Annotated in this window: 9 protein-coding genes; 6 read left to right on the forward strand and 3 right to left on the reverse strand. The window is 63.3% G+C overall.

Annotated features, from left to right (window positions below; all coding sequences use genetic code 11):
- Positions 1 to 837: 837 nt before the first annotated feature.
- The 3 genes from U4Y90_RS23730 to U4Y90_RS23740 are packed head-to-tail and all read left to right on the forward strand — an operon-like array spanning position 838 to position 3,896.
- Positions 838 to 1,467 (forward strand): SCO family protein, encoded by a 630-nt coding sequence (locus U4Y90_RS23730; protein ID WP_321798201.1) that lies wholly within the window; start codon positions 838 to 840, stop codon positions 1,465 to 1,467.
- Between the two features lie 26 nt (positions 1,468 to 1,493).
- Positions 1,494 to 3,458 carry an RICIN domain-containing protein gene (locus tag U4Y90_RS23735; protein ID WP_321798202.1) on the forward strand — a complete coding sequence of 655 codons (1,965 nt, stop codon included), beginning with the start codon at positions 1,494 to 1,496 and terminating at the stop codon, positions 3,456 to 3,458.
- Positions 3,459 to 3,482: 24 nt separating this feature from the next.
- Positions 3,483 to 3,896 carry a hypothetical protein gene (locus U4Y90_RS23740; protein WP_321798204.1) on the forward strand — a complete coding sequence of 138 codons (414 nt, stop codon included), beginning with the start codon at positions 3,483 to 3,485 and terminating at the stop codon, positions 3,894 to 3,896.
- Between the two features lie 64 nt (positions 3,897 to 3,960).
- On the opposite strand, the gene U4Y90_RS23745 is transcribed toward U4Y90_RS23740, so the two are convergent.
- The 3 genes from U4Y90_RS23745 to U4Y90_RS23755 all read right to left on the reverse strand — a co-directional run bounded on the left by U4Y90_RS23745 (position 3,961) and on the right by U4Y90_RS23755 (position 12,762).
- Positions 3,961 to 6,123: a response regulator gene (locus U4Y90_RS23745; RefSeq protein WP_321798205.1), complete on the reverse strand. Its 2,163-nt coding sequence runs from the start codon at positions 6,121 to 6,123 to the stop codon at positions 3,961 to 3,963.
- A 10-nt stretch (positions 6,124 to 6,133) separates the two neighbouring features.
- The gene (locus U4Y90_RS23750; RefSeq protein WP_415749407.1) at positions 6,134 to 12,073 is read right to left on the reverse strand and encodes a HAMP domain-containing protein; all 5,940 of its coding nucleotides are present in this window, start codon (positions 12,071 to 12,073) and stop codon (positions 6,134 to 6,136) included.
- Between the two features lie 368 nt (positions 12,074 to 12,441).
- Positions 12,442 to 12,762: a hypothetical protein gene (locus tag U4Y90_RS23755; RefSeq protein WP_321798209.1), complete on the reverse strand. Its 321-nt coding sequence runs from the start codon at positions 12,760 to 12,762 to the stop codon at positions 12,442 to 12,444.
- Between the two features lie 228 nt (positions 12,763 to 12,990).
- Here U4Y90_RS23755 and U4Y90_RS23760 point away from each other — a divergent pair, with 228 nt between their 5' ends.
- The 3 genes from U4Y90_RS23760 to arsH are packed head-to-tail and all read left to right on the forward strand — an operon-like array spanning position 12,991 to position 15,215.
- Complete coding sequence (locus U4Y90_RS23760; protein ID WP_321798211.1) at positions 12,991 to 13,323, forward strand: metalloregulator ArsR/SmtB family transcription factor; 333 nt, start codon at positions 12,991 to 12,993, stop codon at positions 13,321 to 13,323.
- A 60-nt stretch (positions 13,324 to 13,383) separates the two neighbouring features.
- On the forward strand, positions 13,384 to 14,445 hold the full coding sequence (arsB, locus tag U4Y90_RS23765; protein ID WP_321798357.1) for an ACR3 family arsenite efflux transporter: 1,062 nt from the start codon (positions 13,384 to 13,386) through the stop codon (positions 14,443 to 14,445).
- 14 nt (positions 14,446 to 14,459) lie between these two features.
- Entirely contained in the window at positions 14,460 to 15,215 is a 756-nt protein-coding gene (arsH, locus tag U4Y90_RS23770; RefSeq protein WP_321798212.1) for an arsenical resistance protein ArsH, read from the forward strand.
- The last annotated feature ends 2 nt before the right edge of the window (positions 15,216 to 15,217 follow it).

Consider the following 15,217-nt stretch of genomic DNA (forward strand, 5'->3'; position numbering starts at 1 on the left):
CGTTGCCGGCGGCGGTCGTGCCCGCTGCGTTCGATACGCTCGCCGGCGCCTTGCCTGCGGCGGCCGATGTCGCGTCGCCGCTGGAGTCGCCGCCGCTGCACGCGGCGATGATTGCCGTGATCAGCACGGCGCCGAGTGCGGCGGCATAAGCGGAAGAACGTGCGTTCATTTGCATTCTCCTTCACCGGAAGCGCCGGAACGGACAACGCGATGTCGAGCGACAAGGATGCTGGACCAGAGCAATCGGAGTGCCCCGCGGCAGCGCGCTCACGAAGACGAGGACAGCTTATCGCCCGATGATGACAGAAAACGGGGACATTCTCCCCTCCGAACGTTCGAGCGCAACGTGCGCGCTCTTATCTTTACCGTTCAGAAAGCTATCCGTACGCAATGAAAGCTATCTTAAATCGCTGGACGAATCAATGTCGCCATTGAAGGGAATTTTTACTCGAAAGCCCTTTGATGTGCGGTGCGAAGCATCGCGTCGATCCTGAGAGCGTTGCGGTTTTCGAAACCGGACGTCCCATTGATGGCCCGTCTCATGTGGCCGGATTGTTTCGCTGTAAAGGGCAATGAAAGCGAGCGAATTCGTCTCCGTGACGCCATGCCCGGACGCAGAAAAACGAATGTGTCCGACTGCACATATCTACCTACTTATTTCGCGCGCCGAAGTTTTGTTGCCGATTTGGGCTGCTAATCTTTGACCCATTGGTATTGCAAAAGGCCATTCCTCCCGCGTCCGTCTGCCCGATGTTCCGGTGCAGGTCACGCTCCGAGCGCCAGGAACGGGAGTGCTGAAAGTGCCGATGTGGACGATTTCTATAAGCCACGAATAAAATGCCCGACTGCGTGAAATCCGGTATGCGTGCGTTTGCACCTTCGTTGACTCGCCGTTCCCTGCTTCGCGACATGGCCGCGCTCGCGTTTGGTGCGATGTCCCCGGTCTCGTTCGCGCAGCATGGCGGGCTGGGCCTCGTCACGCCGCCCGTTCGCGTCGACGATGCATGGGTCGTCGACCAGACCGGCAGAAAGCGCCTGTTGAACGAACTGCTGCGCCAACGCATAACCGCACTGCAAACCATCTACACCGGTTGCGGCACGATATGTCCGCTGCAAGGGACGCTGTTCAGCGCGGTTCAGCAACGGATCCCGGCAATCGGCGGCGGTCATCCGGTGCAGTTATTGTCGGTCGGGATCGATCCGCTTTCCGATTCGCCATCGGCGTTGCGCGCCTGGCTCGCACGCTTTCAGGCGGGCCCCGCGTGGCATGCGGCGACACCGGCGCTTGCAGATGTAGACCGGATGCGACTGGCGCTGTCGGGCAGCAAGCAGCCGCTCGGCGACATCGCGGACCATTCCACGCAAGTCTATTGCTTCGATGCCAACGCGATGTTGCGCTGGCGCAGCGCCGATCTTCCTCGCGTCGACGACATCTGCGATGTCCTCGGCGCGCTTGCACGTACATAAACCGGACTCGTGTACGGAGAGCGACCATGCCAGGAATTCCTTCGACGACGCACGCGATGAGCCTGCTCTACCGATGCATGCGCTTCCTGCTGCTGATCGCGTTGCCGCTGGCTCTGGCGGGCGTATCGCACGCTGTGCGGGCGCAAACTTCGGCGCCCATCACGCTGAGCGGCACCTCCAACTGCGCGGACGTCAGCGGCGAATCCAAAACACCGGGCGCACCGGTGATCACCTGGGCTTGCTGGGGCGGCGCCAATCAGCAATGGCTCCCGACGGCGACCGGGGCACGGTACAACCTCGTCAATCAGAACAGCGGCCTGTGCCTCGACGTGTCGGGACAGAGCACGAGTCCGGGCGGCCCCATCATCCAGTGGACCTGCAACGGCGGCCTGAATCAGGCGTTCTCGCTGACGCCGCAGGGCGGGGGCTACGCGATCGTCGCGGGACATAGCGGCTTATGCGTGACCGCGGCGAGCACGACCTCTCAGGGTGTTCAGCTAACGCAGCAGGCGTGCACCGGAGGCGCGACACAGACATGGCAGGTGAGCGGCTTGCCCCCGCCGAAAACCACCCTGATTTCGAAATGGACCGCGCCTGTGCAAGTGGGCCTCGTTCCGCTGCAGGCCGCCAATCTTCCCAATGGAAACGTGCTGGTCTGGTCGGCCGATGCCGCGCTCAGCTTCACCGACGGATCGAATCCGCCGGGCAGGACCTACACGGCGATCTTCAATCCGTCGACCGGCACGAGCAAGCAAGTGATCGTGACCAATACCGGACACGACATGTTCTGCCCGGGCATCGTCAATCTGCCCGATGGCCGGATTTTCGTGACCGGCGGATTGAGCGTGCGGCTGACCAGCATCTATTCGCCGACGACGAACGCGTGGACCTCGAGCGATCAGATGAACATTCCGCGCGGCTATCAGGGCAGCGTCACCTTGAGCAACGGCAGTGTGTTCCTCGTGGGCGGCTCCTGGAGCGGCGGGCTCGGAGGAAAGACCGGTGAGACCTGGACCGCGGGTTCGGGCTGGCGGATCAATAGCGCCATCCTCGACGATTACATCGTCACGAACGACGCCGCCGGCGTCTTCCGCGGCGACAATCACGCGTGGCTCTTCGCGGTCGGCAACGGGCGCGTGTTCCACGCGGGGCCGAGCCGGGCCATGCACTGGTTCGACACGACCGGCAACGGCAACGTCGCCGGCGCCGGCAACCGGGGCAGCGACGGCGATGCGATGAACGGCAACGCGGTCATGTACGACGTCGGCAAGATTCTCGCCGTCGGGGGCGCGCCGAGCTACGACGAATCGGTGGCCACGTCCAACGCGACGCTCATCGACATCACCAGCGGAAACGCGGTGACGCAGACCATCGCGCCGATGAGCTATCAGCGCGCCTTCAGCAACAGCGTCGTGCTGCCGAACGGACAGGTCGTCGTGGTCGGCGGACAGACTTTTGCGGAGCCTTTCTCGGACAACAACGCGGTCCTCACCCCGGAGCTGTGGGACCCGGCGACCAACTCTTTTTCCCCGCTCGCGCCTCAGGCCGTGCCGCGCACCTATCACAGCGTCGCGCTGCTGCTGAACGACGGACGCGTGCTGAGCGGCGGCGGCGGATTGTGCGGGAACTGCGCGACCAATCACACGGATATAGAAATATTGACGCCGCCCTATCTGCTCAACGCGGACGGGTCCGCCGCATCGCGGCCGAATCTCACGTCCGTGCCGAGCGACGCGCAACTCGGCACGACGATCGTGGTGACGGCCAGCCGGCGAGTCAGCGCCTTCGTGCTGATGCGCTCCTCGTCGGTCACGCATTCGCTGAACAACGAGCAGCGGCGTGTGCCGCTATCGTTCACCGTCGGCACCGCGGGCGAATATCAGTTGAACATACCGTCCGATCCCGGCGTCGTGATCCCCGGTTATTACATGCTGTTCGCCCTGAACGCGAACGGCGTGCCGAGCGTCTCGCGCGTGCTGCGCGTGCATTGAATGGCGCGGCGAGCCCACTGCGCCGTGCGCGCCGCCGCGATGGCCCTCGCGCTCGTCGCGCTGTCATGCCTGGCCCGCGCGCAGACCGCGTGCAATCCAGCCGATCTCGGCTGCGCGCTGTTCAACGGAGAACATCCGATGGCCGCGCATCTGCGCGACGACGATCGCCCCTTGCCGTCCTGGACGACCCGATGCGTCAATTGCCATGTGGGCACGTCGAAGGCACAGGCTTTCGCGCCGCCGCTGACGCACGACACCCTGCTCGCCGCGACACGTCGCCGGGGCGGGCCGATCAGCCACTATGACGCAACGGCCTTCTGCCACGCGGTGAAGGACGGCATCGACCCGGCGGGCGTGATGCTTCGCAAGTCGATGCCCCGCTATCAGATTACCGATGACCAGTGCATGGCGCTCTGGCAGTTCGTCATGCATCGGTGATCGTGCTTGCAGCTCGCCGCACGACGCCGCTGTCGTCTGCGCTTCGACTTCGCGCGGGCTGTCTCTAGGCCGGCCGCCCTTCGTCTTCGGCGCCGGCGCCTTCGTGCATCACGTGCCCCGAGATCAGTTCGACGAGCGAGGTCAAATCGGCGGGCTTGATCAGGTGATGATCGATGCCCACCGATTTCGACTTGCGAAGATCTTCGTCCTGCCCATAACCGCTCACGGCGATCAGAAGGCAGTCTCGCAAGGCGCGCTCGACACGCATGGCCTTGGCGAGCTCATATCCGTTCATGCCGGGAAGGCCGATATCGAGCACGGCAACCTGTGGAACGAATTCCTTGGCGAGCGCCAGCGCGGCAATGCCGTCGTGCGTGCATTGCACTTCGTAGCCATACATTTCGAGGAAGATCTTCAGGCTTTCCGTCGATGCGACCGAATCGTCCACCACCAGCACCCGCACGTGACGCTTGCGACGCAGCGGAACGACATCGGCGACGGGCGCCGGTTTGTCGGTCGTGGAGAGCGCCGGCAATTCGACCGTGAACTTGGCGCCTCGCCCGCGACCGCCGCTCCAGCAATGAATCGATCCGCCATGCAGTTGCGCCAGGTGCCGGGCGAGCGTCAGCCCGATACCCAGCCCTCCTTGCGCGCGATCGAGGGCGCTATCGCCCTGCGCGAAGAGATCGAAGACGCGCGGGAGCAGCTTGGCGTCGATACCTTCGCCGTCGTCGGTGACCGTGATGAGCGCGGTTCCATCGGCAAAGCTCGTGGCAAGACCGACATGCCCGCCGGGAGGCGTGAATTTCGAGGCGTTGTTCAGCAAGTTCGCGACGACCTGCGTGAGACGAACGACATCGCCTTCGATCACCACGTCGTCCCGGTTCTGTTCGCACGAGAAGGCCTGCGAGCGTGCGGCGAAGTGAGGCCGGCTCGTTTCGACCGCACGTTCGACCACGGTGCGCAAGAGAACCGGCTCACGTTGCAGCGCGACCGTGCCGCGCGCGATGCGCGAGACGTCGAGCAGATCGTCGACGATGCGCACCATATGATCGAGTTGATTCCCGATGATCCGCGTGGCCCACTTCACCACGTTGGCATCGCCCGCCTCCGCGCTCTTCATCACGCTCACGGCGTTAGAAATCGGCGCAAGCGGATTTCGCAACTCGTGGGCGAGCATCGCGAGGAACTCGTTCTTGCGCCGGTCTTCGTCGCGCAGCGCGGAGAACAGAAACGCGTTCTCGAGCGCGATGGCCGCCCGGCTCACGAACTCGGTGACCACGGGCGCGGGCTGATGATTCCCCTCGCAGCGCACGATGCCGAACGCGATCACCGCCTTGCGGTCCGCGCCGCTCAGCACCGGATGGAATCTGACCTCTTCGAAGCCGACGGCGAGTTGCCTCCCTTCATTGCCTTCGGGCCATCCGAAAACGCTGTCCGCCCCGCTTCGGCAGAGGATGATTTCGCCGCCGTCCATCGTCTGCTTCGCGAGCGCGAAAAAACGCGGCAGCGCCACGATGGAGTCGACTTCCTCTGCGCGCGCCGCGTCGAGCGAGGCGCGGACGGCGGGGCCGCACAGCAACGAGGTGCGTGGCGCCTGTTCGTCGTCCAGTGCGAGATACACGCAGGCGAGATCCGCCAGCGCCGGCACCGACGTTTCGAGGATGCGGCCCAGCGTCGTCTCGACATCGAGCGAGCGCGTGAGCAAATGGCTCACCTCCGCGAGAAAGTCGGCGCGCTGGCGAGCTTCGTCGGCGGACGCGCGCTGCGCTTCCGCCCGCGCCAGCTCCTCTCGCTGCGCGGCGCGGGTTCGCAGTTCGCGGTTCATGCGGAACATCTGCACGAACACGCGGACCTTCGCGGCGAGAATCTCCGGCACGACCGGCGACGAGATGTAGTCCACCGCCCCGAGTGAATAGCCTCGCGCCATCTCCGCATCGTCGGCATAGGCCGTGACGAAGATGATCGGCGTCGATGCGGTCCGGCGATACGAGCGCAGCATGCTGGCCGTCTCGAAGCCGTCCATGTCGGGCATGTTCACGTCGAGCAATATGACCGCGAACTCCTGCAGCAGGACCGCCTTGAGCGCCTCCCGCCCCGACGACACCGAGACGACTTCCTGATCCGGTCCTTCGAGCACGGTGCGCAAGACGACGTGCTGGCTCGGCAGATCGTCCACGACCAGGATCTTGACCTTGTCTTCGGTGGAGACATCGAAGGTTGCCATGGCGCCGCTCCTAACGGTGCAGCCACGCGTGCAGCACGGCGACGAGGTCATCCCTGTTGACCGGCTTCGAGAGATAGTCCCACGCTCCGGCCTCGATGCACTTCTCCCGGTCGCCCTTCATCGCCTTGGCCGTAACCGCGATGATCGGCAACGTTTTTCCGACCGGTCTCTTGCGGATTTCCCGCATCGTCGTCAGGCCGTCCATCTCGGGCATCATGATGTCCATCATGACGATTTCTATGTCGCGATCGGACTCCACCTGACGTATCGCATCGCGCCCGTTGTCGGCCCAGACATGGCGCATGCCGAGGTCTTCCATGATCGTCGCGAGCGCGAAGATATTGCGCATGTCGTCATCGACGATCAGTGCCTTCACGTCCTTCAACGCGCGCTCCTGCGAATGCAGGGCATGAAGCATGGACGCGGGCTCCGCAGCGAGCCGCTTCACGTCGATATGCAGCGCCGCGATGCCGAGATCCAGCAAGCGATCGCGATTCGATGCGTGCCGCACGAAGAAGCGTTCGTGGACGTGTTCCCAGCGCGCCGGCGGAACATCGCCCGCCGCGCTCACGATCACCGGAAGGGGCGCGACGCAATCGCGCGAGGCAAGCGTCGCTTCGATCAGCTCCGGCGAGATGCCGGGCAGGTCGTCGGCGAGCACGAGCGCATCGACGGCTCGCGACGACAGGTGCTGCACCAGTGCATCGCGGGAATCGGCGAACAGTGCGGTGACCTGCGCGCCCTCCAATGCGCCGGAGAGCAGTTCCCGCTCCGCTGCCGACGTGAGGGCCACGAGCACGACGCGCTGTTGCGCTTCGACATAGCGGGCCATCGAAGCGAGCGCGCCATCCAGAATCGCCTGCGATTCGACGGGCTTGGGCAGAAAAGCGAAAGCGCCGGAGCGCAGCGCGCGCTCACGCGATTCATCGGTCGAGATGACGCACACCGGAATGTGTCGCGTCGCCAGGTCGTTCTTCAGCCGCGCGAGAATCCGCCATCCTTCCATATCGGGCAGAAACAGATCCAGCGTCAGGAGATCCGGCTTGTACTGATCGGCGAGCGTCAGGGCGGACGCGCCAAGCGCCGTGCTCAGCGTCTTGAAGCCTCGCTGTCGCGCTGCATCGACCATCACGCGCGCGAAGGCCGGATCGTTTTCGACGATCAGCACGACGCGCTCGCCCGGCGCGATGTTGTCCCGATCGTCGATGATGTGCGCGCTCGACACTTCGTAGGCGACTTCGGTGGCGAGGTCCGACTGCGTGGTCAATGCCGCGAAGCCATCGCTCGTATCCGATGAACCGATCGACGCAGTCGCGAGCCCGCCTTCCCGGCGCGCGGGTTTTCTGCGCCCGGGCCTTCCGAGATCGTTCGTGCGCGGCAAATACAGCGTGAACGTGCTTCCCTCGCTCGGCATGCTGGTCAGCCGGATCTCGCCGCCCAGCAGCTTGGACAACTCGCGGCTGATGGCAAGGCCCAGTCCGGTGCCGCCGTATTTGCGGCTGGTGCTGCCATCGGCTTGCTGGAAAGCCTCGAAGACGATCTGCTGCTTGTCGGCCGAAATGCCGATGCCCGTATCCTGAACCGCAAACGCGATCACGCTGCCGGCGCTGTCGAGCGTCTCGCTGTCCTCGCTCCATCCGCCATGCGCGCGTTCGATCGACAACGCCACCCGGCCCTGATGCGTGAATTTGAACGCATTGGAAAGGAGGTTTTTCAGAATCTGCTGCAAGCGCTTGAGGTCGGTCACGATCGAAACCGGCACATCGTTGCCGAGGTGAATGACGAATTCGACGTTGCGCGCTTCGGCGACGTGGCGGAACGTGCGTTCGACATAGGTCGTCAGATCGGCAAGACGATGCTCGTGTACGTCCAGCACGACGGTGCCGGACTCGATCTTCGAAAGGTCGAGGATGTCGTTGATCAGCAGAAGCAGGTCGTTCCCCGAGGAATGAATCGTTCGCGAGTACTCGATCTGCTTCGCGGAGAGATTGCCCTCCGGATTCTTGCCGAGCTGCTCCGACAGGATGAGCAAGCTGTTCAGAGGCGTGCGCAATTCGTGCGACATGTTGGCGAGAAACTCTGACTTGTACTTCGACGTCAGCGCGAGCTGTTTCGCCTTGTCCTCGAGCGCTTGCCGCGCCTGCTCGACCTCCGAGTTCTTGCGCTCGACTTCCTGATTCTGATGCGCGAGCAGCCTCGCCTTCTCCTGCAGTTCCTCGTTCGTCTGCTGAAGTTCTTCCTGGCGGCTTTGCAACTCATGCGCGAGCGACTGCGATTGCTTGAGCAGATCTTCGGTGCGCGTGTTGGCTTCGATCGTGTTGATGACGATGCCGATACTCTCGGTCAGCTGGTCGAGAAACGCGAGGTGAGTCGAGTTGAAGCATTCGAGAGACGCCAGCTCGATCACGCCCTTGACCTGGCCTTCGAACACGATCGGCATGACCAGGACGTTCTGCGGCACGATACTGAGCAGGCCCGATGCGATCCGGTAATCGACCGACGCCGAAGGCGCGAGGAGGATCTTGCGCTTCTCGAACGCGCACTGACCGACGAGCCCCTCGCCGAGCTGGACCCGTTTGCCGTGCGAGCGATGACCGTCTGACGCATAGCTCGCGACGAGCCTCAGCGAAGCGGCCTGATCGATGGCGTCGAAAACGAAGAACTCGGCCTGCTGCACGCCGACGACCGGCGCGAGCTCCGAGAGAATGAGCTGGCCGACCGCGACCAGATCCTTCTGTCCCTGCAGCATGCGGCTGAACTTCGCCAGATTGGTCTTGAGCCAGTCTTGCTCCGTGTTGAGTTCGGTCGTGTCCTTCAGATTGCGGATCATCTCGTTGATCGTGTCCTTGAGCGCCGCCACTTCGCCCAGCGCCTCGACAGTGATCGAACGAGTCAGATCGCCTTGCGTCACGGCCATCGCCACTTCGGCGATCGCGCGCACCTGGGTCGTCAAATTGGCCGCAAGCTGGTTCACGTTCTCCGTCAGGCCCTTCCATGTGCCTGCCGCGCCCGGCACCTTCGCCTGTCCGCCGAGCTTCCCTTCGACACCCACTTCGCGCGCGACCGTCGTCACCTGATCGGCGAACGTGGCGAGCGTGTCCGTCATGCTGTTGATGGTGTCGGCCAGCGCCGCGATTTCGCCCTTGGCTTCGACTGTGAGCTTGCGGCCGAGATCGCCGTTCGCCACCGCGGTCACGACTCGCGCGATGCCGCGAACCTGGCTCGTCAGGTTGCCCGCCATGAAGTTGACGTTGTCGGTCAGATCCTTCCACGTCCCCGCGACGCCCTGAACGTCCGCCTGACCGCCGAGCTTGCCTTCCGTGCCGACCTCGCGGGCCACGCGCGTCACTTCCGATGCGAACGAACGCAACTGATCGACCATCGTGTTGATGGTGTTCTTCAGTTCGAGAATCTCGCCCTTCACGTCGACGGTGATCTTCTTCGACAGGTCGCCTGCCGCCACCGCTTTCGTCACGTCCGCGATGTTGCGCACCTGGCTCGTCAGATTGCCGGCCATGAAGTTCACCGAATCGGTCAGATCCTTCCATGTGCCGGCCACGCCCTGCACATCCGCCTGTCCGCCGAGCTTGCCGAGCGTGCCGACTTCGCGCGCGACGCGCGTCACTTCGGAGGCGAAGGAGCTCAACTGATCCACCATCGTGTTGATGGTGTTCTTCAGTTCGAGAATTTCGCCTTTGACATCGACGGTGATCTTCTTCGACAGGTCGCCCGCCGCCACCGCCTTCGTCACGTCCGCGATATTGCGCACCTGGCTCGTCAGATTGCCGGCCATGAAATTGACGTTGTCGGTGAGATCCTTCCAGGTCCCGGCGACGCCTTGCACGTCCGCCTGACCGCCGAGCTTGCCTTCCGTGCCGACCTCGCGCGCCACCCGCGTCACTTCCGACGCGAACGAGCGCAACTGGTCGACCATCGTGTTGATCGTGTTCTTGAGTTCGAGGATTTCGCCCTTCACGTCGACGGTGATCTTCTTCGACAGGTCGCCCGCAGCGACGGCCGTCGTCACGTCCGCGATGTTGCGCACCTGTGCGGTCAGATTGCTGCCCATCGAGTTGACGGAGTCGGTCAGGTCCTTCCAGGTTCCCGCGACGCCCTGCACGTCGGCCTGACCGCCGAGCTTGCCTTCGGTTCCGACCTCGCGGGCCACACGCGTCACTTCCGATGCGAACGAGCGCAGCTGGTCGACCATCGTGTTGATCGTGTTCTTGAGCTCGAGGATTTCGCCCTTCACGTCGACGGTGATCTTCTTCGACAAGTCGCCCGCAGCGACGGCCGTCGTGACTTCCGCGATGTTGCGCACCTGTGCAGTCAGGTTGCCGCCCATCGAGTTCACCGAATCGGTCAGGTCCTTCCAGGTTCCCGCGACGCCTTGCACGTCGGCCTGACCGCCCAGCTTGCCCTCCGTTCCGACTTCGCGCGCCACGCGCGTCACTTCCGAGGCGAACGAGCTCAACTGGTCGACCATGGTGTTGATCGTGTTCTTCAGTTCGAGAATTTCGCCTTTGACATCGACGGTGATTTTCTTCGACAGGTCGCCCGCCGCCACGGCTGTCGTGACGCCGGCGATATTGCGCACCTGCGCGGTCAGGTTGCTGCCCATCGAGTTGACGGAGTCGGTCAAATCCTTCCACGTCCCGGCGACGCCCTTAACGTCGGCCTGACCGCCGAGCTTGCCCTCGGTGCCGACTTCGCGCGCCACGCGCGTCACCTCCGATGCGAAGGACCGCAACTGGTCGACCATCGTGTTGATGGTGTTCTTCAGTTCGAGGATTTCGCCCTTCACATCGACGGTAATCTTCTTCGACAGATCGCCCGCCGCCACGGCTGTCGTGACTTCCGCGATATTGCGCACCTGACTCGTCAGGTTGCCCGCCATGAAGTTGACGTTGTCGGTCAGGTCCTTCCACGTTCCCGCGACGCCCTTGACATCCGCCTGACCGCCGAGCTTGCCTTCGGTGCCGACTTCGCGCGCCACGCGCGTCACTTCCGAGGCGAACGAGCGCAACTGATCGACCATCGTGTTGATGGTGTTCTTCAGTTCGAGAATCTCCCCCTTCACGTCGACGGTGATCTTCTTCGACAAGTCGCCCGCAGCGACCGCCTTGGTGACTTCCGCGATATTTCGCACCTGGCTCGTGAGATTGCCGGCCATGGAGTTCACGGAATCGGTCAGGTCCTTCCATGTGCCGGCCACGCCCTGCACGTCCGCCTGACCGCCCAGCTTGCCTTCGGTGCCGACCTCCCGCGCCACGCGCGTGACCTCCGCGGCAAACGTCCCGAGCTGCTCGACCATGCGGTTGATGATCTTCGCCGTGCGCAGAAACTCGCCTTCGAGGGCGCGTCCGTCCGCTTCGAGCGCCATGCTCTTGCTGAGATCGCCCTGCGCCACCGCGCCGATCACGCGCGCCACTTCGCTCGTCGGATGCACCAGGTCGGCGATCAGCGAATTCACCGAGTCGATCGACCGGCGCCAGAAGCCTCGAGGATCGGGCAACGTGGCCCGCTCGTGAATGCGGCCTTCCTTTCCGACTGCCTGACTGAGCCGCGCGAGCTCGTCCGACATGCGGATGTTCTGGTCGAGCACATCGTTGAATACGTCCGCGAGCTTGCCGTGCAGACCGGGCCAGTCGGCGGCGAGCGCCGCGGCCTCTCCCTTTCGCAGCGCGATCAGCGCAGCGTAGATCTCCCGGGTGCACGCCTGCGCGATATCGTTCGCCTCGATAAGCTCGTTGGATCGGCGCGCTTGCTGGAGCCAGAAGCCGTCGAGACCTTCCTCGTCGACGCGGCGGACACTGACCGCGCCGAGCGGCGCATGTCCTGTGGCACGCCCGGGCGCGAGCGCCTGACGCATGCACTGGTCCGCGAGCAGGTTCAGTTCGGCGGCGAGTTGCCCTTTTTCTCCCGGCCAGTCGACAGGCAGTTTCTGCATGGCCTCGCCTTGTCGCAAAGCAGCGACGGCCCGCACCATCGACTGGATTTCGCTATCGGTCAGTGTGCTTTTTTCTTCCGAGATGGTGTTCATTCGATTCCCCGTCTGGGAGTGTTCCGGAGCGACTGTCTGCCTGATCCGCACGCGATTTTATTCTGATACAGAGAAGCGGTGCTGACAGCAAGGCAGGGCAGAAACCGGCGTAGGGAGTCGCAGTAAGTATTGCCGGGCTTTGCGCGCCGGCATATACGACACGGTAAAAAAGGCCAACGGGAAGACGTTGGCCTTGAAGGTTTCGAGAATACAGGTCGGCGATCAGGAGCCGACGTCGAAGGATTTATCGTCGTGGGTCCAGGCCGCTTCGTGCGTCAGGACGGAGCAGCCTGGACATTGGCATCGGCTGGCTCGCTCGCGACGCGCGCAGGGACGGGCAGCGCCGTTTCGTTCAACTCGTCGCGCAGCATGGTGGTCTCCAGCCAGGCGGCCATGCGGATACGGAACGCGCCGAGATCGACGGAGCGTGACTGTCCGTCGATCACGCCTGCCATGTAGGCATACTCGAAGCCGGGGCGCATGCGCTCGATGCTGCGCATCGTCTGCGCGCGGAACTGGCGCTTGCTCAGCACGCGAGTGGCGACACACCCGCCGAGCGCGGCGAGGAACAAGAACAGGAACAGGAAATCAGCCATGACGCATCCCCGAAACGTGACATGGCTGCGAGCTTAGGCCCACGCAATTAGCCGGGAATGAGCAAGCGCGGGAGCGGTGCTGCGAGAAGTCGTCCTCGACCGCCGAGGCCATCGCAGACTACGCGCGTATCGGGTAGACGGCGCCCGCAGCAAGTCTCATACACTCGCGATACTGCATTATTTCGATATTTATTGAAATATCGAAACCTCTGCGTTATGGTTGCAGTCATGGACTCAAACCTCGTCGTACGCGCGCTCGGCGCGCTCGCTCACGAATCCCGACTCGCGGTGTTCCGCGCACTTGTCGTGGCCGGCCCCGAGGGCATGGCCGCTGGCGAAATCGCGCAACAGGTCGGTCTCGCGCCATCGAGCCTGTCGTTTCACCTCAAAGATCTCTCGCACGCGGAACTCGTCACGTCACGCCAGGAAGGCCGCTACGTTTTCTACTCGGCCAACTTCGAGGCCATGAACGGCCTGATTGGCTTCCTGACGGCGAACTGCTGCGCAGGCGCGCCGTGCGACGCCAGCAAGCCGTCAAACTGCTGCGGAGACTCGACATGAAGCGCACTCGCATCCACGTGTCGGTACAGGAAGATACGACCTGCTGTCATGCCCGATCCAATGAGCACGACCGACACGCCGCGCCGTGACGCCGCATTGGCGATCGGCTTCTTCGCGCGATACCTGACGGTCTGGGTGACGCTGTGCATCGTCGCGGGCATCGGCCTCGGGCAGCGCTTCCCGGGACTCTTTCGTGCGATCGGCAGTATGGAAGTCGCCCAGGTCAATCTCCCCGTAGGCGTGCTGATCTGGGTGATGATCGTTCCGATGCTGGTCAAGATCGATTTTTCCGCTCTCGCGCAAGTCGGCGGTCACTGGCGCGGCATCGGTGTGACCTTGTTCGTGAACTGGTTCGTCAAGCCGTTTTCGATGGCCTTGCTCGGATGGATTTTCGTTCGACACGTGTTTGCCGGCTGGCTGCCTGCCGGGCAGCTCGACAGCTACATCGCAGGCTTGATTCTATTGGCGGCCGCGCCTTGCACGGCGATGGTCTTCGTATGGTCGCAACTGTGCGAGGGTGATCCGTACTTCACGCTCTCGCAAGTGGCGCTCAACGACGCGATCATGGTCGTTGCGTTCGCACCGCTCGTGGCGTTGCTGCTCGGCCTGTCGTCGATCACGGTACCCTGGGGCACGCTGATCGCCTCAGTCGGCCTGTACATCATCATTCCGGTGCTGATTGCGCAGTGGCTGCGCAAGCTGCTCCTTGCTCGAAGTGAAGCGTACTTCAAGTATGCGATCTCCCGCTTGGGTCCCTGGTCGATTGCCGCGCTGCTCGCGACGCTCGTGCTCCTGTTCGGGTTTCAGGGCGAAGCGATCGTGCGTGAACCGCTCGTCATCGCAATGCTTGCCGTACCGATCCTGATTCAGGTGTTCTTCAACTCGGGCCTCGCCTATCTGCTCAATCGCCGTCTCGGCGTCGCGCATTGTGTCGCCGGACCATCGAGTCTGATCGGCGCGAGCAACTTCTTCGAGCTGGCTGTCGCCACCGCCATCAGTCTGTTCGGCTTTCACTCGGGTGCGGCACTCGCCACGGTCGTTGGTGTGCTCATCGAGGTGCCGGTCATGCTACTGGTTGTCGGTGTCGTCAATCGCTCTCAACGCTGGTACGAAGCCACCTGACCGATTTCACAGACATGCTTTCAGATCTCCCAAACCTGAGCGCGGCTCACACCGACATTCCCGACCGCGAGAAGCTGCACGCTCAAGCGATCTCCACGCATGCGCCGCGAATCCTGTTGCTGTACGGGTCGCTGCGACCCACCTCATACAGCCGCTTTCTCACGCTGGAAGCCGAACGCCTGCTGCGAACGTTCGGCGCCGAGACGCGCGTGTTCGATCCCTCCGGCCTGCCGATGGTCGACAGCGTGCCAGCCGATCATCCGAAGGTAGTCGAATTGCGCAAGCTCTCCGGATGGTCTGAAGGCCAAGTGTGGTGCAGCCCCGAACGACACGGCACGCTCGCCGCCGTTTTCAAGAACCAGATCGACTGGTTGCCGCTCGAATCTGCGGGAATTCGACCGACACAAGGTCGCACGCTCGCAGTCATGCAGGTGTGCGGCGGTTCACAGTCGTTCAACGCGGTGAACGCGCTACGCGTGCTCGGCCGCTGGATGCGCATGGTGACGATTCCCAATCAGTCATCGGTAGCCAAGGCCTGGCAGGAGTTCGACGAGACCGGACGGATGAAACCTTCGTCCTACTACGATCGCGTCGTGGATGTCATGGAAGAACTCGTGAAGTTCACGCTACTGGTTCGCGACCGTTCCGACTATCTCACGGATCGCTACAGCGAACGCAAAGAAGCCCGACCTGGGCAGGCGGGCATGCTTGCTGCGACGGCCATGGATCACGAAGCCAACGCCGACACCGACGACGGCGAAGCGCAATGAGC

Origin of the sequence: Caballeronia sp. J97 (genome assembly GCF_905220305.1) — a bacterium.
Classification (GTDB): domain Bacteria; phylum Pseudomonadota; class Gammaproteobacteria; order Burkholderiales; family Burkholderiaceae; genus Caballeronia.